The following is a 19,687-nucleotide window of genomic DNA, read 5'->3' as shown; positions in this document are numbered from 1 at the left end:
CGCGCGGCCTATTCGATCGGCCTATTCGATCGGCTGATCGAGCATCAGCTGGCGCACGAAGCGCACCGGCGGCGCGCCGTAGGACAGCACCTTGTCGTTGTAGGCCTTCAGGTCGAACTTGTCGCCGAGCTTGGCTTCGGCGGCCTTGCGGGTGTCGAAGTGCTCCTGCACGCCGACGAAGTAGGTCGGCAGCTGCGTCGAGGACAGCTGCGCGCGCACCCACTTGCCGGCCGCCTCGCGCTCCTGCTGGAACGCCTGTTTGGTCATCAGCTCCATCGCCTGCTCGCGCGACCAGCCGTCGACATGGATGCCCTGGTCGAGGATGGCGTTGGAGATGGTGCGCAGGTAGAACTTCAGCTGCACCAGCTTGAACAGCGGATCTCCGCCCAGGTAGCCGGCGTCGGTCATCATCTTCTCGGTGTACACCGCCCAGCCCTCGGCGAACAGGCCCGAGCGCAGCACCGCGCGCAGCGTGGACGGAAACTTTGCCGAGTGCGCGCCCTCCAGGTAATGGCCGGGCATCGCCTCGTGGATCGACAGCAGGTGGATCATGCGGTCGTTGTATTCGCGCAGGAACGATTCGACTTGCGCGTCGCTCCAGTCGTCCGGGATCGGCGAGATCGCATAATAGGTGTCCAGGCCCTTGTCGAGCGGGCCCGGCGAATCGCAGTAGGCCACCGAGAAGCCGCGCTGGAATTCCGGCATCAGGATGATCTTGACCGGATCGTCCGGCACGCTGACCAGGTTCTTCTCGCGGGTGAAGGCGGTGGCCTGGGCCAGCGTCCGCTTGGCGAAGTCGACCACCTGGTCGCGCTTGGGGTGCTCGGCGTAGGCGAGTTCCAGCGCGGCCTCGATGGCTTTCTGCTGCTGTTCCGGCGTCGGCTGCGCCGGCATCTGCGGCGCGCCGGGCTTGTCCTTGAGCACGGTCTGCGCGATCCCGTACATCTCCCCGCGCACGCGCTGCATCTCGGCCTCGGCGCGCTGGCGGATCTCGCCGCGCGAGAGCGCGGAGTTGAGCGAGAACTTCAGCTTCTGGTCGTACATCGCGGCGCCGATGCGGAAGTCGCCCTTGGCGTTGGGCACCAGGGTCTTGTCGAGCCAGGCCTGCTGTTCGGCGACGGCCTTGCGCAGCTGCGCCACCGCCGCGTCCAACTGCTTGCGGTCCTCGCCCGAGAGCTGGCCGGCATTGGGCGTGATGAACTGGTCGATCAGCTCCAGCAGGCCGTTGTTCTGCTTGGCCACGGTCTCGGCGTGGATCTTCGGCACGCGCGTCGGGTCGAGGTTCTCGCGCATCTGCGCGAACAGCGCCGGGATCTTGCCCATGCGCACGGTCGCCGACTTCAGCCGCTGCGGCAGCGGCGCGAACTCGCGCGCCATCAGGTTGTAGACCGCGCCGCCGGCCAGGCCGCTGTAGATCTGCGGATCCCAGGCCCAGCTCTGCAGGGTCTCGGTGCTCCAGATGTCGCCCTGCAGCTGGTTGCGCAGGATCAGCGCGTCGACCTGGTTCTCGCGCGAGAGCTGCTTGGCGTCGATGGCGTCCAGTTCGGCCAGCAGCTTCCTGTTGAAGTCCAGCGCCTTCTGCCGGCCGGCCGCGCTCAGGTCGTCCATCTCGTTGTCGAAGCGATGGTCGCCGACCTGGGTGGCGTTGACCGGGTTCAGCCGCAGCCAGCCGTCGAGCCAGCGCTTGGACAGGTCGGCGAAGGCCTGGTCGGCCTGCGAGGCCTGCGCCGCGGCGGGCGCGGCCTTGTCGCCGCCGGCAGGCGTCGCGTTCGGCGCGTGCGGCTGGCAGGCGGCCAGGGCGAGCGTGAGCAGGGAAAGGGAGAGCAGGGAAGTGCGCATCGGCTTGACCAGGGTTCCGGAGACGGGAATGGCGCGGGACCGCGGGCGCGACGCCGGCGCGGCTGCGGCCGACAGCCTGCAGCAGTGCGCGCACCGCGGCAAGTGCATCGGCGCGGATGCGGCGGTTGCGGGGATCGCGTATCGTGCGAGGCCCATGACTGTGGAGAGGCCGTCATGCACTACCAGGGAAGCTGCCACTGCGGCGCGATCGCCTTCGATCTCGACGGCGCCGCCGGCAGGGTCGATGAGGCGATCGACTGCAACTGCTCGATGTGCCGCCGCCGGGGCAGCCTGCTGGCCGCCTTTCCGCGCGATGCGCTGACGCTGAAGACGCCCGAGTCCGAGATGGGCACCTACACCTTCAACAGGCACCACATCCAGCATCGCTTCTGCCCGACATGCGGCGTCGCCCCCTTCAGCGAGGGCAGCAATCCCAAGACCGGCGAACGCATGGCGATGGTGAACCTGCGCTGCCTGCCGGACGTGGACCTGTCCAAGGTCAAGGTCACGCACTACGACGGCGCCAGCTACTGACGGGGTCCACCGACGGGGTCGACCCCGTTCAAGGACGTGGGACGTTGGCCCCGGCGTGCGCCGGCCGGCGCGAATCTGGAGAGAGCGATATGCGTGGCATGACGGGATGGATGGTGCTGCTGCTCGCGGCGGGCGGGCTCGCCGCCTGCGGCCAGAATCAGGAATCGATGGCATTGGGCGGCTACGCGCCCGCGGACATGAACATGGCGGCGCCCGCCGCGGGCGGGGGGCCGCCCCGCGCGCAGGCCATGCTGGCCTACGAGCACGACGTCGAGATCCGCCTGGCCGCCGAGCGGATTCCCGAACGCCTGCGCGCGGCGCAGGCCGCCTGCAACGCGGGCAAGTTCGGCGAATGCGTGGTGCTCAACGTCAACCAGCGCGGCGGCGACTCGCTGCCGGGCGGCAGCCTGACGGTGCGCATCGTTCCGGCCGGCGTGGAGCCGATGATCAAGCTGGCCAGCGACGGCGCCGAGCTCGGCAGCCGCAGCACCCGCGCCGAGGATCTGGCGGTGGTGGTGCGCGACAACAACCTGGCCCAGGAGCGCCTGCGCAAGGAGCGCGAGCGGCTGCAGGAGTTCCAGGCGCGCCGCGACCTCGCCGTGGCCGACATGATCGCGCTGTCGAAGCAGCTGGCCGAGACCGAGGCGCAGCTGGAAGCGACCGAGCAGCAGGGCGCGCAGCACCGGCGCCGCATCGATACCCAATTGCTGACCATGAACTTCCAGGCGCCGGGCGGGGAAAGCGGGCGCAACGAGATCGGACAGGCATTCCACGACTTCGGCGAGATCCTGTCTTCGGGCACGGCCTGGCTGATCCGCGCCTTCGCCTTCCTGATCCCGCTGGCGATCCTGCTGTTCGTGCTGGTGCTGGTGATCCGCCGCATCCGCCGCCGCCGCAAGTGACGGACGGCGAGTGGCAAGGCCGATGACGCCGGCATCGCGGCCGCGGGACAGGGCGGCGCTGCTGTGCCTGCTGCTGGCGGCGATGCCGGCATTTGCGCAATCGCAATCCTGCCCGCCGTCCGGGTGGACACGCGCCTCGCTGCAGGCATGGAAGGCGTCCGGCTTCGCGCTGCCCGATCCGGCCGCGCGCGCGGCGCTGGCGGCGACGCTGCCCGCCTGCCTCGGCGATCCCGATCCGGCCATGCGCGATGGCATCGCCTACGAAGCGCTGACGCACTGGCTGCGCGCCGGCGATCTCGATACCGGCGCCTTGCGCACCCTGCGCGACGCGTTGTACGCGATGCTCGACGCGCCGGACCCGGACGGATTCCGGCGCCCGTTCGCGGCGCTGGTGCTGTCCGAGGTGGCGCGCACCGATCGCATCCGCGCCTGGATGGGGCCCGAGGAACGCGATGCGATGGTGGCTCGCGCGGCGGACTATTTGCGCGAGGTGCGCGACTATCGCGGCTTCGACGATCGCGACGGCTGGCGCCATGGCGTCGCCCACGGCGCCGACTGGCTGATGCAGCTCAGCCTCAATCCGGCGCTGGCGCGGCCGCAGTACGACCGGATCCTGGCGGCGGTGGCGCGGCAGGTGCCGGCCTCGGGCGGCTACGCCTACGTGGACGGGGAGCCGGGCCGGCTCGCCAGGCCGGTGCTGTCCGCCGCGCGGCGCGGCCTGTATTCGCAAGCGGAGTGGACGGCCTGGTTCGCCGCGCTGCGCGCCGGGCTCGCGCCGATCGCGCCGGGCGACATCGACCGCGTGCGGCTGGCGCAGCGGCACAACCTGCGGGCGTTCCTGGTCGAGCTGTACCTGGAAGCCGACCGCAGCGAGGACGCCGGCGTGCGCGCCCTGAAGCCGGCGCTCGCCGACGCGCTCAAGCCGGGCTGAGCGGCGCGCTAGTAGTCTTCCTCGTTCGCCACGAATTCGGCCACCGCGTCCAGCTCGAAGGCCAGCGCCTCCACCGCCTCGCGCACCTTGCGCTCGGTGGAGGGATTGGGCGCGTCGACCTCGATCTCGTGCAGCTGCGGCCCCTCCACGTCGCTGAGGCCGGCGGAACTGGAGTCGGCATCGTCCATGTGCGGCATCAGGTCGTCGATCTCCTCCACGTGCTCGATGCCGTCCAGGCTCTGCAGCAGGTTCATCACCGCGCGCACGGCATCGTCGCTGCCGGTGAGGCGGATGCGGAGCAGGGACATCGTCTGGCCTCCTCGTCCTGGGCGGATGGCGGCAGGCTAGGCGCGCCGAGGCTAAGCCGGCGTGACGGCCGCGTGGCCGTCGCGACAACCCGCAAAAACTTCGTTACGCTGCGCCCCCGGGGGGACACCGTTCACCATCGGGGAGAGTGGCATGAAGTCGATTCGCAAGGCGGGCCGCGGCGCGGGAACGCTGACCCTCGGACTGATCGCGGCCGCCATGGCGGTGCCGGCGGCGGCGCAGGAAGCCGCGCCCGCGGCGCCGCAGGCCGAAGGCGCGCAGCCCAAGACGCTGGGCACCGTCAGCGTGCTCGGTTCGCGGCGCGTGCAGCGCTCCTCGGACACCGAGACGCCGGTGCCGGTGGACGTGATCCCGATGGAGAAGTCGGCCGAGCAGGGCGCGCAGTTCGACCTGGCGCAGACGCTGCAGTACACCACGCCGTCGTTCACCTCCACCCGCCAGACCGGCGCCGACGGCGCCGACCTGATCGACGGCGCCGCGCTGCGCGGCCTGGGGTCCGACCAGACCCTGGTGCTGGTCAACGGCAAGCGCCACCACACCGTGTCGCTGGTGAACATCTACGGCGCGCGCAACCGCGGCAATACCGGCACCGACCTCAACGCGATCCCGCAGCTGGCCATCGACCGCGTCGAGATCCTGCGCGACGGCGCCTCGGCGCAGTACGGCTCCGACGCCATCGCCGGGGTGATGAACATCGTGCTCAAGCGCCGCCCCGGCTGCGAGACCATCCTCGGCTGGGGCCAGTATTCGCGCGGCGACGGCGACAACTGGCTGGCCTCGGCCTATTGCGGCCTGGAGTTCTCGATGGGCGGCGGCCTGTCGGTGACCGGCGAATGGCAGGACCGCGGCCGCTCCAACCGCGCCACCGACGTCAACCCGCTGCGCGTGATCGGCGACAGCAAGGTCAAGAACCGCACCGTCTACCTCAACGGCGACATCCCGCTGGGCGAATCGTCGCAGGCCTATCTCACCGCCGGCATGCAGAGCCGCGCCGCCTCCTCGGCGGCCTGGGCGCGCGGCGGCGTGGGCAGCGACGACATCCCCTCGCGCAATTCCGCGGCGATGTATCCCGACGGCTTCGTGCCCTACATCGACGGCGACCTGCAGGACCGCTACGCCATCCTCGGCGCGCGCGGCGACGCCGGCGACTGGCACTGGGACCTGTCGCATACCTACGGCTACAACGAGCTGCGCTACACCATCAACCACACGCTCAATGCCTCGATCGCCAATCTCGACCTGGAGAACGGCGGGCGCGGCATGAGCCCGGCCGGCTTCGACGCCGGCGGCTTCTCCTTCGAGCAGAACACCAGCAACTTCGACGTCTCGCGCTACTTCGACGGCGTGCTCAAGGGCCTGAACGTGGCCTTCGGCGTGGAAAGGCGCGAGGAGAACTACCGCATCCGCGCCGGCGTGCCGGGCTCGTACCTGGATTACGACGGCGCCGGACAGGGCGGCAACCCGGGCAGCCAGGGCTTCCCGGGCTTCCAGCCCGGCGACGTCACCGACAAGAGCCGCGACAGCTGGGCCGGCTACGTCGACGTCGAGCTCGACGCCACCGAGCGGCTGCTGATCGCCGCCGCGGCGCGCTACGAGGACTACAGCGACTTCGGTTCCACGCTCAACGGCAAGCTGGCGCTGGCCTTCCGCGCCACCGACAAGCTGCTGCTGCGCGGCTCGGTGAGCACCGGCTTCCGCGCCCCGTCGCTGCAGCAGAAATACTTCTCCTCGACGATCACCGATTTCATCAACGGCCAGCCGGTCGACATCGTGATCGCTCCCAACGACAGCGAGCTGGTGCGCCTGGCCGGCCTGCCGTCGCTGAAGGAGGAGACCTCGCGCAGCGCCACCCTCGGCTTCACCTGGTCGCCGGCCGACAACCTGTCGCTGACCCTGGACGCGTATCGCATCGACATCGACGACCGCGTCGTGCTCGGCGGCGATTTCAGCGCCGACGACCCCGACAACCCGATCGCGCCGCTGCTGCAGGAGCTGCAGGTGGGCGTGGCGCGCTTCTTCGCCAACGCCGTCGACACCAAGACCCAGGGCGTGGACCTGACCCTCAGCCACCAGGCCGACCTGTGGGGCGGCAAGCTCGACAGCTATCTCGGCGCCAGTTACAACAAGACCGAGGTGACGCGGGTGAACCTGCCGGCGGCGCTGGCCGGGCGCGAGGATGCCTTCCTGCCCGAGCGCGACCGCCTGTTCATCGAGAACGGCGCGCCGCGCAGCAAGGCGGTGCTCGGTTTCGACTACAGCAACGGTCCGTGGAATCCGAGCCTGAAGGTGGTCTACTTCGGCGCGCAGACCCTGGGCACGTTCACCGGCACCGCGCCGTCGACGGATGAGGACGGCAACTTCGTTCCCGGCGCGCCCAACCAGCGCTACAAGGCCAGGACCTCGGCCGACGCCAGCCTGACCTATGCCTTCAGCGAGCGCGCCAAGCTCACCGTGGGCGCCACCAACATCTTCGACGTGTTCCCCAGCAAACAGGACCCCAACGAGACCGACAACGGGCACATCTACGAGAGCGTGCAGTTCGGCCTCAACGGCCGCGCCTATTTCGCCCGCTTCTGGTACAAGTTCTGACGGCGGCGAAGCGGCGGGGCCGAAGCCACGCCGAGACAGGCGGCATTGCCGGCCGGTCCCGCGCCGCGTCCGGCGCGGAACCGCTCGCCCGATGGCAGGCGCCGGACATGCCGCGCCTTCGCCGGGCCGTCATCGTCTTGCGCTAGAGTGCGCGCATGGACCACGCCGCCGCCCCAGGAATCTCGTTGCGCCCGCTCGAACGCGGCGACCTGCATTTCGTGCACGAGCTCAACAACAACCGCAGCGCGATGGGCTACTGGTTCGAGGAGCCCTACGAGTCGTTCGTCGAGCTCGAGCAGCTGTACAGCAAGCACATCCACGACCAGAGCGAGCGCCGCTTCATCGTCGAGATCGGGCCGGGCGGCCGGCGCGGGGAAGGCGCCGGCAGCGAGGGCGAGCGCGCCGGCATGGTCGAGCTGGTGGAGATCGACCACCTGCACCGGCGCGCCGAATTCCTGGTGATGATCGCGCCGCAGCGGCAGGGGCGCGGCTACGGCGCCGCAGCCACGCGGCTGGCGATCAACTACGCCTTCCGCGTCCTGAATCTGTACAAGCTCTATCTGCTGGTGGACGTGGACAACGCCGCCGCGATCCGCATCTACGAGAAGTGCGGATTCCGGCGCGAGGGCGTGCTGGTGGACGAGTTCTTCAGCGACGGCCGCTACCGCAGCGTGATCCGCATGTGCCTGTTCCAGCACGAGGTGCTCAACGGCGGCGGGGATCGCGGCGCCGACTGACCGGCTTCTCGGCGTGCGCGCGCCGCGCGCTACGCCGGCGGCTTGCGCACCGGGATCGGCACGTTGCACAGGTCGATGTGTCCGGCCGGCCGCTTGTACCAGTCGTCGCGGCGGTTGCGGCGCGACTCGACCACGCGATCGAACAGCGCGGTGTCGGTGCGCAGCACCTGCAGCGGCGTGCGCTCGGCCTCGGGCACCTCGGAGACCAGGCGGATCGCCTTGATCGGCGCGCGCTGCTCGGCCTTCTCGTAGAAGCCCAGGGGACCGGTGCCGCGCGGCATCACGCTCAGCAGCTCCATGCCCTGCACGACGCGGCCGACCAGGGTGATGTTGCGGTCGAGCTGGCGCGGCGACTGGCCGTCGACGACGTACAGTTCGGCGCCGTTGCTCGAATCGGCGGCGACGTCGCGGCCGGCGCCGACCGCGCCGTAGCAATGCGCCAGCCAGGCTTTGTTTTCCTTCGCATCGCGCGCGGCCGGGAAGCCTTCCGAGAATCCGACCTGCGCCGCCCAGCCGTCCTTGTCGGGCAGGGCATGGAAGGCCAGGCCCTTGCTGGAACGGTCGAACTCCGCGGGCAGGTGCGCCTTGGCGCCGCCGAGCGGCTTGCGCGGCTGGCCTTCCTCGGCCGGATCGCCCCACTGCACCACGTAATTGTCCTGCGAGCGCAGGATGCTCAGGCCGTCCCAGTAGCCTTCGCGGGCCAGCGTCCGGATGTTGGCCACGTGCTCGGGCGCGAAGTCCGGCGCCAGCTCGATGATCACGCGGCCGGCGTCCAGGTCCAGGTACAGCGTGCGCGCCGGATCGAGCGTGCGCCAGTCCGACGCCTGCGAGGCGTCGAGCAGTTCCTGCATCGTCTTGGGTTTCGGCGGCGCCGATTCGAGCGCGGACGCGGAAGCGGCGGCCAGCGCGGCGGCGAGCGACAGGACGAGCGGAGCAAGGCGCATCGGCGGTTCCTCGTGCGGTGGTCTAGGCGGTGCGGCGAGTGTAGTCGCCGCGCATGAATTCGGCGAAGTCCGGCTGGCCGGGGAAGCGGTTCTCGATCACGAAGCGATAGCGGTCGCCGTCGAGCTCGTAGCGATAGCGCGCCTCGCCGCGCGGCGTGGACTTGGAGAATTCGAGCACCTCGCCGCTCCAGCGTCCGCGCGCGGGCGGATCGGGCGGAAAGCCGAAGTCGTCGAACCACCACCACAGCACGTCGCCGCTGTCCGGCTCGACCAGGAACACGCCATGGCCGCGGAAAACGACGGCGCCGTCCTTCTCCTGCTCGTACTCCTGGATCAGCGCCATGCCGGCGAGATCCTCGCGGAAGCGCGTGCGGCCGGTGGCCGCTCCGCCGGGACCGAAGGGCGAGGGCGAGACTTGCTCGGCGCCGGACCAGTGGCCGGCGAAACGCATCAGCTTGGCCTGTTCGGGGCCGGGTTTTGGCAGGTTCATGGCGGCGCTCGGGCGGCGGGAACGGAGGCGGCAGGATAGGGCAGGCGAGGCCGACAGCCGCTAAGTCGCTGATATGACTACCGGCACATTCGCTATACCGAACTTAGCAATAGCATCCCATCCAAGCCTGACAGGGGCAGGTGGGCGAGGACCATGAGCGAAGCCGACGGCCAATTGAAGAAATTCCAGAAGGAGCTGAGCGCCGGCACCGTCTCGCTGGCCCTGCTGGCGGCGCTGGGCGCGGCGAAGGAGCCGATGTACGGCTACCAGATCGCCAAGCGGCTGGAGCGCCTGGGCGACGGCGTGCTGAGCGGCAAGCAGAGCGCGCTGTACCCGGTGCTGCGCAACCTGGGCGCGGCGGGACTGCTGGACAGTTTCGTCGAGCCCTCGCTCTCCGGTCCGCCGCGCCGCTACTACCGCATCACCGACGCGGGGCGCAGCACCTTGCGCGACTGGGCCGAGGCCTGGCGCGCGACCCGCGATTCCGTCGATTCCATCCTAGGGGAACTGATTCCATGAACACCGCAGCCCATGCGACCTCCTCCGGCGAAGCCCTGCCGGCCAGCATCCCCGAATATCTGGAACAGCTGCGCCGCGCCCTGGCCGGCGCCGATCCGGCCCTGCTGCAGGACGCGCTCTACGACGCCGAGGAGTACCTGCGCTCGGAGCTGGCCGAGAACCCGGACAAGTCCGAGGCCGAGGTGATCGCCGCGGTCGCCTCCAGCTACGGCGCGCCCGAGGAAGTGGCGGAGATCTACCGCGACACCGAGGTCAAGGTGCAGGCCGCGCTGCGCCCGCCGCGCCCGCCCAGGCAGCGCTCGCTGCTCGGCCGCTTCTTCGGCGTGGTCGCCGACCCGCGCGCCTACACCTCGCTGTTCTACATGCTGCTGTCGCTGGTCACCGGCCTGTTCTACTTCACCTGGGTGGTGACCGGCGCCTCGCTGTCGGCGGGCCTGGCGATCCTGATCATCGGCATCCCGTTCGTGATCCTGTTCTTCGCCTCGGTGCGGCTGCTGTCGCTGGTGGAGGGGCGCATCGTCGAGGTGATGCTCGGCGAGCGCATGCCCAGGCGGCCGGTCTACGTCGGCCGCGACAAGCCGCTGCTGACCCGCATCGGCGAGATGTTCACCGATCCGCGCACCTGGACCACGATGCTGTACTTCCTGCTGATGCAGCCGCTGGGCACGTTCTATTTCAGCGTCGCGATCACCCTGATCGCGGTCTCGCTGGCCTGCATCGCGGTGCCGTTCGTGGTCTGGTTCGGCCTGGGGTCGGTCGACGGCAGCATCGGCTGGCACGTGCCGGTGATTCTCGACGACACGGTCACCGCCTCGCTGGTGATGTGGACGCTGCCGCTGTCGCTGCTGCTGGGCGTGCTGCTGCTGTTCCTGACCCTGCACCTGGCGCGCGGCTTCGGCAAGCTGCACGGCCTGCTCGCCAAGCATCTGCTGGTGAGCGCGTGAGCCGGCAGGCGCAGGGGCGGGCGCCGCGCGCGGCGCTCGCGCTGTCGCTGCTGCTGTGCGCGGCCGCCGCCTGCGCCGGGGAACCGGGCAGCGTGTCCGAGGTGCGCGACGGCTTCGCCGCGAGCAGGCGCATCGTCACCGAGGACGGCATCGACGACCGGCGCATGGTCGAGATCGGCGGCATCGCGCAGGCGATCACGGTGCGCGGCCGCCATCGCGACGCGCCGATGCTGCTGTTCCTGCACGGCGGCCCGGGCTTCGCGATGTCGCCGGTCGCCTACCGCTACACCGACGCGTGGGAGGAATATTTCACCGTCGTGCACTGGGACCAGCGCGGCGCCGGGCGCACCTATGCGGCCAACGACGCCGCGGCGGTGACGCCCACGCTGAGCGTGCCGCGCATGATCGCCGACGCCGAGGAGGTGGTGGCCTGGCTGCGCCGCACCTACGGACGCGAACGCATCGCGGTGCTGGGGCATTCCTGGGGCAGCGTGCTGGGAGCGGAGCTCGTCTTGCGCCGTCCGCAGTGGATCAGCGTCTACGCCGGCGTCGGCCAGGTGGTGGACATGCAGGCCAGCGAGGCGCTGGGCTATCGCCAGCTGCTGGAGATGGCGCGGCGGCGCGAGGACGCCGGGGCCGTGCGCGAACTCGAGGCGCTGGCGCCGTATCCGGGCGACGACCCGGCGCGCGCGGTGGAGAAGCTCGTCGCCGAGCGCAGGCACCTGGAGAGCTGGGCGAACGGCTTCCTCTGGCGCGGCCGCGGCAACGACTACACCGCGACGGTCGCGCTCAGTCCCGACTACACGCCCGCAGACGCCAAGGCGCTCGACGCCGGGCTGGACACCAGCCTGGCCGCGCTATGGCCGCAGCTGCTGCGCTATTCGCTGCGCGGCCGCACCGAGCTGAAAGTCCCGCTGGTGCTGCTGCAAGGCCGCCACGACATGGTCACCTCCTCGGCGCTGGCCGCGCAATGGTTCGGCGACGTGCGCGCGCCGTCCAAGACCCTGGTCTGGTTCGAGGATTCGGCGCACATGCCGCCGATGGAGGAGCCGGGCAAGCTGCTGGTGCACCTGGTGCGCGACGTGCTGCCGCTGGCGCGCGCGGGAGCGGCGAAGACGGCGGAGGCCGCCGCGGCGCCCTAGCGCGCCGACCTGCGCTTGCCGATCGGCGTCACCTTGCCGTCGTCGGACGCGCGCGCGGCGGGACGGGCCGAATGCGCGGCGATGAAGTCGCGCACCTGCGGGTAGACCTGCTCGCGCCAGCGCCGGCCGCTGAAGATGCCGTAATGGCCGGCGCCCTCGACGGTGAGATGCAGGCGGTCGCGGTCGGCGATGCCGGTGCACAGCTTGTGCGCGGCGCGGGTCTGGCCCTGGCCGGAAATGTCGTCCAGTTCGCCTTCGATGGTCATCAGCGCGGTGCCGCGGATCGCGGCCGGCTTGACGCGCTCGCCGTTGACGTCCCAGCTGCCGCGCGGCAGGCGGAAGTCCTGGAATACGGTGCGGATGGTGTCGAGGTAGTAGCGCGCCGGCATGTCGAGCACGGCGTTGTACTCGTCGTAGAAGCGGCGGTGCGAGGCGGCGTCCTCGAGATCGCCCTTGACCAGGTCCTGGTAGAAATCCCAGTGCGACTGGAAGTGGCGCTCGGGATTCATCGCCATGAAGCCGGCGTGCTGCAGGAAGCCGGGATAGACGCGGCGGCCGCGGCCGGGATAGTTCGACGGCACGGTGTGGATGACGTTGGTCTCGAACCACCACAGCGGCTTCTCGGTGGCGAGATTGTTGACCGCGGTGGGGTTCTCGCGCGGATCGATCGGGCCGCCCATCATCACCAGCGACTTCGGCGTCGGCTCGCCGCGCGCGGCCATCAGCGACACCGCCGCCAGCACCGGCACGGTCGGCTGGCACACGCTCATCACGTGCAGGTCGTCGGTGCCGATGAAGCGGATGAATTCCTCGATGTAGGCGACGTAGTCGTCGAGCGAGAAGGTGCCGTGTTCCTTGGGCACCATGCGCGCGTCGATCCAGTCGGTGACGTAGACCTTGTGCTGCGGCAGCAGCGTGCGCACGGTGTCGCGCAGCAGGGTGGCGTGGTGGCCGGACAGCGGCGCCACCACGAGCACGGTCGGGTCGTTCTTCATGTCCTTGATGTTGGACACGTCGTCGGTGTAGCGCTTGAAGCGCAGCAGGCGGCAGAAGGGTTTCTCCAGCGCCACCTTCTCCATCACCGGCACGTCGAACTCGTCGACCTTGACGGCGTGGATGCCGAACTCGGGCTTCTCGTAGTCCTTGCCCAGGCGGTACAGCAGCTCGTTGCCGGCGGCCACGCGCGAGGCGCCGGGCAGCGCGGACAGCCAGCTGTCGGGCGCGGAGAACACGCGCGCGTTGGCCTCGGCCCAATAGGTGAGCGGGGCCATCCAGGCGCGGCCGAGTTCGTGCAGTTGATAGAGCATGGGAGTCGTCGCGGGGATGCTGCGGCGCAGCATAGCGGATCGGGGCGGCGGTGTCGCCGCCGGGGTGTCCCGCATTCAGGTTGGCAGTTCGAGCGCCATGGCCTGCCCGGCCAGGACGGGCGAGAGCCAGCAGTGCGAGCCGAGCGCACGGAAGCCGAGCGCTTCGAAGCGGCGGCGGTAGAAGCTGCCCGGACGGGCGCGGTAGTCGTGTTCGTCGCCCTCGGTCTCGTCCTCGCGGGCGAAGGTTTCCAGGAAGGCCACCCCGCCGCACAGGTCGGCCAGGCCGGGCAGGCCGCGCGCGAGCTCGCGCGCGTCGAGATAGTGCATCACGTCGCTGCACACCAGCAGGTCGACCGGGGCGCAGGGACGCAACTGCGCGAAGTCGCCGAAGCGCGCGAAGCGCAGGTTGCGGCGATGCCCGTAGCGGGCGATCGCGTATTCGCTGCTGTCGAAGCCGAGATAGCGCGCCTTCGGGCGCAGCGCCAGCAGCGGCGCGCGCCAGGCGCCCTCGCCGCAGCCGACGTCGAGCACGCTGCGCAACGGACGTTCCAGGTGGTACTCGGCGGTGGCCACCGCCAGCGCGACCTTGCGCGCCAGGCGTTGCCTGCCGCCGATGCCGCCCTTGCGGTACCAGCGGTCGAAGTAATGGCGGTCGTAGCGTTTGTTCATCGCGACACGATACCTTGCCGCGCCACCCCGCGCGGTGCGGCCGTCAGCGTTCGTCGGCGAAGGCGCGGCGCAGGCCGAAGGCGAGCACGATGGCCAGGCCCGCGGCGATCGCCGTCGGGATGGCGGCGGCCGGCCATCCCGCGCTCTGCACCACGCTGCCAATCAGCGAAGGGCCGATGACCTGCCCGAGGTAACTGCCCTGCATCAGCAGGCCGACCGCAATGGCCACCAGCGCCGGACTGGACAGCAGGCGCGCGGCGCCGCCGATGACGCTGGCCGGCAGCAGGCCGCCGGCGGTCGAGAACAGCACGCACAGGGCGAACAGCGCGCCCAGCGGCAGATCCGAGGCGAACACGCCGACGCCGCACGCGCCCATGGTCGCGCTGGCGGCGGCGATCAGCGTCCAGCGTGGCGCGCCCAGGCGCAGCAGCCGGCCGCTGGCGAGGTTGCCGATCACGTTCGATCCCACGGCCACCGCGCTCAGCAGTCCCGCCGTGGCCGTGGAGGCCTGCATGCGTTCCATCAGCAGCGTCGGCAGGAAGCTCAGCATCGCGTAGAACTGCAGCGCGTACAGCGCGAAGACCAGCGCCAGCAGCAGCGGTCCGCGCGCGGTGGACACCGCGAGGGCGTCGCCGGCGATCGCGCGCCACGGCGCCGCCGCCGCGGCCTTCGGCGCGCGCACGCCGAAGGCCAGCAGCACGGCGGCGAGCGCGCACAGCCCCGCGTTGATCATCCAGAAGCCGCGCCAGCCCTGCAACGCGGCACCGAACGCCAGCGCGAGCGCCATGCCGGCGGGCATGTAGCAACTCCAGATCGAGAACACCAGGTTGCGATCGGCGGGCCGCGACAGGCGCTGCAGCACGCTCGCGCCGGCCACCGCGAACAGCAGGAAGCCGGCGCCCTCGAGCACGCGCGTGGCCAGCAGCGCCGCCAGCGAACCGGCGAACGCGCCCAGCAGGCTGCCCAGCGCCATCGCCAGCAGGCCGGACACCTGCAGCGTCCGGTCGCCCAGGCGCGAGACCAGCGCGCCGGCGGGCACGCTGGCGACCACGCCCAGCATGCCGAAGATCGCCATCACCCAGCCGCCTTCGCGCAGGTCCAGGCCGAGGTCGGTGCTGAGCGCGGGCAGCGCGATCGCGGTCTTGCCCACCTGCAGGGCCGCCACCAGGCCGGCGGCGAAGACCGCGCCGACGGCGATCCAGTCGGTTCGCGTCGCGGCGGCGGGATCCGCGCCTGGGCGCGGCGGCGCGCGTTCGGAACCGTTGTCGCGCAGGTTGAGTGCGGTGGCGTGCATGGCGGCAGGAGCAAGGGCGATGCCGCGCATCTTCCCGCCTCAAGTACGCTTGAGGTAAAGCGCGGGCGCTGGAACGCTCCGATCCGCGTGCAGGGCCGGCGTCGCGGATGCGTGGCTGTGACCGTGCGCAGGCCCCGCCGCGGGCGCGCATGGCATCCTATTGCGGTCCGTGTTCCTGCCGCCGCCATGTCGCACGCCTATTTCCTGGTCAAGACCTTCCATCTGCTGTTCGTGATCGCATGGATGTCGGCGGTGTTCTACCTGCCGCGCATCCTGGTCAACCTGGCCGAGGCGGGCGAGGCGCCGCCGGTGCGCGAGCGGCTGCTGCTGATGGGGCGGCGCCTGTACCGCTTCGGGCACATGATGTTCGGCTTCGCCTTCGCGCTGGGCCTGGTGCTGTGGCTGTATTTCCACGTCAGCGGCGGCTGGCTGCATGCCAAGCTCACGCTCGTGGTGCTGTTGCTGGCGCACTACCTCCTCGCCGGCCGCTGGCTCAAGGGCTTTGCCGCGGGCAGGGCGCTGCCCTCGTCGAAGGCGCTGCGCTGGTTCAACGAATTGCCGGTCGTGCTGCTGCTGGCGGTGCTGTACCTGGTGCTCGCCAAGCCGTTCTAGTCGCGGGCCGCTCGAACCCGGGGCGCAGACCGGGAATTCACTCGCCGCCGAGCACGATCCGCCTGTTGGATCGGCCGCCCGCGTGCGCGATTTCGTCGCTCCATACGCTTTTTTGCGCGAGGTGTTGACGCACCTGCACAAGCGCGGCGGGGCGAATCACCCAAACGGTTGATTAAAATGTGCGTTTTGTCACGCTTCCGCGGCTCGTGCTGCAATGCGGCGTGAGCTTCGCGCCGCGCGCTCGCGAACGTCTCCCGCCGGCCTCCATTGCTAGCCGGTTCACTGCCTTGTCGGCCTAACCCACGGGAGCAAGACATGTCCGAGACGAAACACTCCGAAGTGAACCGCACGCCAGGCCGCAGACACGCGGCCGCGCGGCGCCTGGCGGCCCGGGCGGCCGCGCTGCTGGCCGTCGCGGGCGCGATCGGCGCCACCGAGGCGCGGGTGCCGCCAGGCCAGGATCCGTTCTACCAATACACCGGCAGCACGCCGCTGGAAGACATCGCCCCGGGCACCGTGCTGAAGACGCGCACCGTCCCCTATCACGTCGTGGGCTTCCCGCTGCCGGTCAAGACCACGCAGCTGCTGTACCGCTCCACGGGACAGCTGGGGCAGGCCACGGTGAACGTCACCTCGGTGATCCGGCCGGTGCTGTACTTCGGCAAGCCGAAACTGATCTCGTACCAGTCCTTCTACGATTCGCTCAATCCCGACGACCAGCCTTCGTACGCGATCTCCGGCGGGCTGACGCTCGGCGGGCTGATTCCCAACATCGAGACGGCGCTGATCGCGCCGTTCCTGTCGCAGGGCTACAGCATCACCATCCCGGACACCGAGGGTCAGCAGGCGAATTTCGCCGCCGGTCCGGAGTACGGCATGAACACCCTGGATTCGCTGCGGGCGACCTTGCGCTCGCCGGCGGTCGGCCTGCCGAGCGACACCAGGATCGCGCTGGTCGGCTACTCGGGCGGCGCGATCGCCACCGAATGGGCGGCCGAGCTGGCGCCCGGCTACGCGCCCGACGTGGACGGTCAAATCGTCGGATCGTCGATGGGCGGCGTGCTGGTGCATCCGGCGCACAACCTGCACTACGTGGAAGGCAGCCTGGTCTGGACCGGCGTCATGCCGATGGCGATCATCGGCGTCGCGCGCTCGTTCGACGTCGATCTCACGCCCTATCTCAACGACTACGGCAACCAGCTGTACCAGAAGATGCAGAAGGCCTCGATCATCAACGCGCTCGGGCAGTATCCCGGCCTGACCTGGGCCTCGATCGCCAAGCCCGAATACCAGACGCCGGAGCAGATTCCGATCTACGTGGAGCTGGTCAACGACCTGATCATGGGCACCGGCGGCACGCCGTCGGCGCCGCTGCTGATCCGCCAGGGCGCCGGCGGCGAGCTGGAGGGCACGCCGGGCAACAAGCCGGGCATCGGCCGCGGCGACGGCGTCATGATCGCCGGCGACGTGCGCACCCTGGCCCGCGACTATTGCGCGCGCGGGGTCAAGGTGCAGTACGGCCAGAGCGAGCTGCTCAGCCACGTCGGCGCGGCCGCGGTGTGGATTCCCGAAACGCTGCTGTGGGTCAACGACCGCTTCGCGGGCCGCGCGGCGCCGCAGAACTGCGCGCAGATCCCGGAAGGCAATTCGCTCGCGCCGCTTCCCGCTCCCTAGGACGCCCGCCGCTTCGGGGCGCGAACGCAACGGAACGTGGAAAAGCGCGAACCGCAGGCCGGAAACGGCTTGCGGTTCGCGCGCGACCGGCGGGCTAGAGCCCGTTTTTCTGTTCGAGCCGGTCCATGATCCGGTGCACGTCGTGCGTGGCCATGCCGCGGCTGCGGTCGGGCAGCACGAAGAAGGCCGGATGCTGCAGCGTGCGCGCCATGTCCTCCAGCCCGCTGTCCCAGTGCAGGCGCATCGTGGTGTGCGCGAAGGCGTAGTCCTTGAACTGCTCTTCCAGCGGCTTGGCCTGGTAGATCAGGTGGATGACGTTGTAGACGCGATCGTCGAGGTAGGGCGCCAGCGTCTCGCGCAGGTGTTCGGGCACCTGGCGGTCGGGCAGGCCGTCGATCAGCTCGGTCAGCGCCGCGCGCAGCTGCTGGATGCGCGCCACCAGGTAGGTGCCGCGGCGGGTGCGGCTGGAATACTGGATGTCCTTGACGCGTTCGAGCACGTCCATCATGGTCTGCGGGCGCGGGCCGCGCGCGCTCCACAGGTCGACCTGCAGCGCCAGCGTGTCGTGGCGCGGCCACTCGCCGAGGATGCGTTCCAGCGGCGTGTTCGAAACCAGGCCGCCGTCCCAGTAGCGCTTGCCGTCGATCTCCACCGCGGCGAAGGCGGGCGGCAGCGCGCCGGAGGCCATGATGTGCTCGGGGCGGATGCGCGTGCGGCGGCTGTCGAAGTATTCGAAGTTGCCGGTGTCGGCCTCGGTGGCGCCGACGGTCAGGCGCACGGTCTTGTCATGGTTGATGCGGTCGAAGTCGACCAGGCGCTCGAGCGTTTCGCGCAGCGGCGCGGTGTCGTAGAAGCTCACCGCGGCGTCGCTGCCGTCCCGGTACAGGAACGGCGGCAGCTGGCGCGCGGTGAAGAAACCGCGCTGGCCCTGCAGCAGCGCGCCCATCGCGCCCAGCCATCCCACCCAGGCATCGCGCTGCGCGCCGCCGGGCAGCAGGCTCAGGCCGAGGCGGATGGCCTCGGCCGGCAGCGCCAGCGAGCCCGAGGGCCGGCAGATCAGTTCCCAGAACTCGCGCAGCCGCTCCAGGCGCCGTTCGGGCGCGTTGCCGGCGAGGATCGCCGCGTTGATCGCGCCGATGGAGATGCCGGCGAACCAGTTGGGGCGGATGCCGGCCTCGTGCAGGCCTTCGTAGACGCCGCACTGGTAGGCGCCGAGCGCGCCGCCGCCCTGCAGCACCAGGGCGATCGAGGGATACAGCGCGACCGAGGCGCGGATGGCGGCGAGCGGATCGTGCGCGGCCGTCTTGCGTGCGGGCGCCTGCCGTTCCGGAGGCGTTCGCGTCGCCTTACCGCGTCCCGGCGCGGCGCTTTTTGCCGCCTTGCCGTTCGCGGCCTTGCGAGGCGCCGCCTTGCCTGGCGTCGCTGCCTTGCGTTTCACTGCATATACCAGCCGTGGCTGACCACCAGGCTCTGGCCGGTCAGCGCATTGGTTTCGAACGCGGCCAGGAACAGCGCAGTGTTGGCGACGTCGTCCACCGTGGTGAATTCGCCGTCCACGGTGTCCTTGAGCATGACGTTCCTGACCACGTCCTGCTCGCTGATGCCCAGTTCCTTGGCCTGCTCGGGGATCTGCTTCTCCACCAGCGGCGTGCGCACGAAGCCCGGGCAGATGACGTTGGCGCGCACGCCGTATTCGGCCGCCTCCTTGGCCACCACGCGGGCCAGGCCGAGCAGGCCATGCTTGGCGGTGACGTAGGGCGCCTTGAGCTTGGAGGCCTCGTGCGAATGCACCGAGCCCATGTAGATGATGGCGCCGCCTTGCTTGCGGGCCTGCATGTCCTTCAGGCACTCGCGCGTGGTCAGGAAGGCGCCGTCCAGATGGATCGCCAGCATCTTCTTCCAGTCGGCCAGGCTGAAGTCGGTGATGCGGTTGACGATCTGGATGCCGGCGTTGGACACCAGCACGTCGACGCGGCCGTAGTGGGCGACCGCCTTGGCGACGCCGTCGATCACCTGCCGTTCGTCGGTGACGTCCATCGCCACCGCCAGGGCATCGCCGCCGGCGGCGCGGATTTCCGCGGCCGTGGCCTCGGCGGCGTCGAGCTTGAGGTCGGCGATCACCACCTTGCCGCCGTTGGCGGCGTAGACCTCGGCGATGCGCTTGCCGATGCCGCTGGCGGCGCCGGTGACGAGGCAGACCTTGTTGTCGAGACGGGACATGCATGTTCTCCGG

General features: G+C 70.2%; 19 protein-coding genes. 10 read left to right on the top strand and 9 right to left on the bottom strand.

Annotation, left to right across the window (positions count from 1 at the left end; genetic code table 11):
* Positions 1–21: 21 nt before the first annotated feature.
* Positions 22–1,839: a DUF885 domain-containing protein gene (locus MD221_RS05580; protein WP_242108399.1), complete on the bottom strand. Its 1,818-nt coding sequence runs from the start codon at positions 1,837–1,839 to the stop codon at positions 22–24.
* A gap of 174 nt (positions 1,840–2,013) precedes the next feature.
* On the opposite strand from MD221_RS05580, the gene MD221_RS05575 reads away from it, so the two are divergent.
* From MD221_RS05575 to MD221_RS05565, 3 genes are all read left to right on the top strand, one after another.
* Positions 2,014–2,373 (top strand): GFA family protein, encoded by a 360-nt coding sequence (locus MD221_RS05575; protein ID WP_242108398.1) that lies wholly within the window; start codon positions 2,014–2,016, stop codon positions 2,371–2,373.
* An 89-nt stretch (positions 2,374–2,462) separates the two neighbouring features.
* The gene (locus MD221_RS05570) at positions 2,463–3,275 is read left to right on the top strand and encodes a DUF4349 domain-containing protein (protein WP_242108397.1); all 813 of its coding nucleotides are present in this window, start codon (positions 2,463–2,465) and stop codon (positions 3,273–3,275) included.
* A 22-nt stretch (positions 3,276–3,297) separates the two neighbouring features.
* The gene (locus tag MD221_RS05565; protein WP_242108396.1) at positions 3,298–4,206 is read left to right on the top strand and encodes a DUF2785 domain-containing protein; all 909 of its coding nucleotides are present in this window, start codon (positions 3,298–3,300) and stop codon (positions 4,204–4,206) included.
* Between the two features lie 8 nt (positions 4,207–4,214).
* Here MD221_RS05565 and MD221_RS05560 read toward each other — a convergent pair whose 3' ends face one another.
* Positions 4,215–4,514 carry a hypothetical protein gene (locus MD221_RS05560; protein WP_242108395.1) on the bottom strand — a complete coding sequence of 100 codons (300 nt, stop codon included), beginning with the start codon at positions 4,512–4,514 and terminating at the stop codon, positions 4,215–4,217.
* Positions 4,515–4,665: 151 nt separating this feature from the next.
* Here MD221_RS05560 and MD221_RS05555 point away from each other — a divergent pair, with 151 nt between their 5' ends.
* Complete coding sequence (locus tag MD221_RS05555) at positions 4,666–7,122, top strand: TonB-dependent receptor plug domain-containing protein (RefSeq protein ID WP_242108394.1); 2,457 nt, start codon at positions 4,666–4,668, stop codon at positions 7,120–7,122.
* 155 nt (positions 7,123–7,277) lie between these two features.
* Positions 7,278–7,859 carry a spermidine N1-acetyltransferase gene (gene speG, locus MD221_RS05550; RefSeq protein WP_242108393.1) on the top strand — a complete coding sequence of 194 codons (582 nt, stop codon included), beginning with the start codon at positions 7,278–7,280 and terminating at the stop codon, positions 7,857–7,859.
* A gap of 29 nt (positions 7,860–7,888) precedes the next feature.
* Here the strand turns inward: speG and MD221_RS05545 are convergent, their stop codons facing one another.
* Both MD221_RS05545 and MD221_RS05540 read right to left on the bottom strand, forming a co-directional pair.
* Positions 7,889–8,803: a peptidylprolyl isomerase gene (locus tag MD221_RS05545; RefSeq protein ID WP_425602205.1), complete on the bottom strand. Its 915-nt coding sequence runs from the start codon at positions 8,801–8,803 to the stop codon at positions 7,889–7,891.
* A 22-nt stretch (positions 8,804–8,825) separates the two neighbouring features.
* Positions 8,826–9,293 carry a DUF1579 family protein gene (locus MD221_RS05540; RefSeq protein ID WP_242108392.1) on the bottom strand — a complete coding sequence of 156 codons (468 nt, stop codon included), beginning with the start codon at positions 9,291–9,293 and terminating at the stop codon, positions 8,826–8,828.
* A 153-nt stretch (positions 9,294–9,446) separates the two neighbouring features.
* On the opposite strand from MD221_RS05540, the gene MD221_RS05535 reads away from it, so the two are divergent.
* From MD221_RS05535 to MD221_RS05525, 3 genes are read left to right on the top strand one after another with little or no spacing between them, the layout of a single operon-like run.
* Positions 9,447–9,812, top strand: a complete 366-nt coding sequence (locus tag MD221_RS05535) for a PadR family transcriptional regulator (RefSeq protein WP_242108391.1) — start codon at positions 9,447–9,449, stop codon at positions 9,810–9,812.
* Positions 9,809–10,756: a sensor domain-containing protein gene (locus MD221_RS05530; protein ID WP_242108390.1), complete on the top strand. Its 948-nt coding sequence runs from the start codon at positions 9,809–9,811 to the stop codon at positions 10,754–10,756. Before MD221_RS05535 ends, MD221_RS05530 begins: the two co-directional genes overlap by 4 nt.
* Positions 10,753–11,898, top strand: a complete 1,146-nt coding sequence (locus MD221_RS05525) for an alpha/beta fold hydrolase (protein WP_242108388.1) — start codon at positions 10,753–10,755, stop codon at positions 11,896–11,898. Before MD221_RS05530 ends, MD221_RS05525 begins: the two co-directional genes overlap by 4 nt.
* Here MD221_RS05525 and MD221_RS05520 read toward each other — a convergent pair.
* The 3 genes from MD221_RS05520 to MD221_RS05510 form a co-directional block, all read right to left on the bottom strand.
* Positions 11,895–13,205: a polyhydroxyalkanoate depolymerase gene (locus MD221_RS05520; protein ID WP_425602204.1), complete on the bottom strand. Its 1,311-nt coding sequence runs from the start codon at positions 13,203–13,205 to the stop codon at positions 11,895–11,897. The genes MD221_RS05525 and MD221_RS05520 overlap by 4 nt on opposite strands.
* A 75-nt stretch (positions 13,206–13,280) precedes the next feature.
* Complete coding sequence (locus tag MD221_RS05515) at positions 13,281–13,874, bottom strand: class I SAM-dependent DNA methyltransferase (protein WP_242108386.1); 594 nt, start codon at positions 13,872–13,874, stop codon at positions 13,281–13,283.
* 43 nt (positions 13,875–13,917) lie between these two features.
* Entirely contained in the window at positions 13,918–15,168 is a 1,251-nt protein-coding gene (locus MD221_RS05510) for an MFS transporter (protein WP_242108385.1), read from the bottom strand.
* A gap of 186 nt (positions 15,169–15,354) precedes the next feature.
* Between MD221_RS05510 and MD221_RS05505 the strand changes: the two genes are divergently transcribed.
* Positions 15,355–15,780: a CopD family protein gene (locus tag MD221_RS05505; protein WP_242108384.1), complete on the top strand. Its 426-nt coding sequence runs from the start codon at positions 15,355–15,357 to the stop codon at positions 15,778–15,780.
* 315 nt (positions 15,781–16,095) lie between these two features.
* On the top strand, positions 16,096–17,454 hold the full coding sequence (locus MD221_RS05500; protein ID WP_242108383.1) for a lipase family protein: 1,359 nt from the start codon (positions 16,096–16,098) through the stop codon (positions 17,452–17,454).
* A gap of 94 nt (positions 17,455–17,548) precedes the next feature.
* On the opposite strand, the gene MD221_RS05495 is transcribed toward MD221_RS05500, so the two are convergent.
* Entirely contained in the window at positions 17,549–18,892 is a 1,344-nt protein-coding gene (locus tag MD221_RS05495) for a patatin-like phospholipase family protein (protein ID WP_242108382.1), read from the bottom strand.
* Positions 18,889–19,674: a 3-hydroxybutyrate dehydrogenase gene (locus MD221_RS05490; RefSeq protein WP_242108381.1), complete on the bottom strand. Its 786-nt coding sequence runs from the start codon at positions 19,672–19,674 to the stop codon at positions 18,889–18,891. Before MD221_RS05490 ends, MD221_RS05495 begins: the two co-directional genes overlap by 4 nt.
* Between the last annotated feature and the right edge of the window lie 13 nt (positions 19,675–19,687).

The organism is Luteimonas aquatica (genome assembly GCF_022662575.1).
GTDB lineage: Bacteria > Pseudomonadota > Gammaproteobacteria > Xanthomonadales > Xanthomonadaceae > Luteimonas > Luteimonas aquatica.
Note: the sequence above shows the minus strand (reverse complement) of the source record. Positions and strands in the feature narration are given on the sequence as shown.

Coding starts and splice junctions, on each gene's coding strand:
- MD221_RS05580 (WP_242108399.1), bottom strand. CDS start 1,839: ATGCGCACTTCCCTGCTCTCCCTTTCCCTGCTCACGCTCGCCCTGGCC.
- MD221_RS05575 (WP_242108398.1), top strand. CDS start 2,014: ATGCACTACCAGGGAAGCTGCCACTGCGGCGCGATCGCCTTCGATCTC.
- MD221_RS05570 (WP_242108397.1), top strand. CDS start 2,463: ATGCGTGGCATGACGGGATGGATGGTGCTGCTGCTCGCGGCGGGCGGG.
- MD221_RS05565 (WP_242108396.1), top strand. CDS start 3,298: ATGACGCCGGCATCGCGGCCGCGGGACAGGGCGGCGCTGCTGTGCCTG.
- MD221_RS05560 (WP_242108395.1), bottom strand. CDS start 4,514: ATGTCCCTGCTCCGCATCCGCCTCACCGGCAGCGACGATGCCGTGCGC.
- MD221_RS05555 (WP_242108394.1), top strand. CDS start 4,666: ATGAAGTCGATTCGCAAGGCGGGCCGCGGCGCGGGAACGCTGACCCTC.
- speG (WP_242108393.1), top strand. CDS start 7,278: ATGGACCACGCCGCCGCCCCAGGAATCTCGTTGCGCCCGCTCGAACGC.
- MD221_RS05545 (WP_425602205.1), bottom strand. CDS start 8,803: ATGCGCCTTGCTCCGCTCGTCCTGTCGCTCGCCGCCGCGCTGGCCGCC.
- MD221_RS05540 (WP_242108392.1), bottom strand. CDS start 9,293: ATGAACCTGCCAAAACCCGGCCCCGAACAGGCCAAGCTGATGCGTTTC.
- MD221_RS05535 (WP_242108391.1), top strand. CDS start 9,447: ATGAGCGAAGCCGACGGCCAATTGAAGAAATTCCAGAAGGAGCTGAGC.
- MD221_RS05530 (WP_242108390.1), top strand. CDS start 9,809: ATGAACACCGCAGCCCATGCGACCTCCTCCGGCGAAGCCCTGCCGGCC.
- MD221_RS05520 (WP_425602204.1), bottom strand. CDS start 13,205: ATGCTCTATCAACTGCACGAACTCGGCCGCGCCTGGATGGCCCCGCTC.
- MD221_RS05515 (WP_242108386.1), bottom strand. CDS start 13,874: ATGAACAAACGCTACGACCGCCATTACTTCGACCGCTGGTACCGCAAG.
- MD221_RS05510 (WP_242108385.1), bottom strand. CDS start 15,168: ATGCACGCCACCGCACTCAACCTGCGCGACAACGGTTCCGAACGCGCG.
- MD221_RS05505 (WP_242108384.1), top strand. CDS start 15,355: ATGTCGCACGCCTATTTCCTGGTCAAGACCTTCCATCTGCTGTTCGTG.
- MD221_RS05500 (WP_242108383.1), top strand. CDS start 16,096: ATGTCCGAGACGAAACACTCCGAAGTGAACCGCACGCCAGGCCGCAGA.
- MD221_RS05490 (WP_242108381.1), bottom strand. CDS start 19,674: ATGTCCCGTCTCGACAACAAGGTCTGCCTCGTCACCGGCGCCGCCAGC.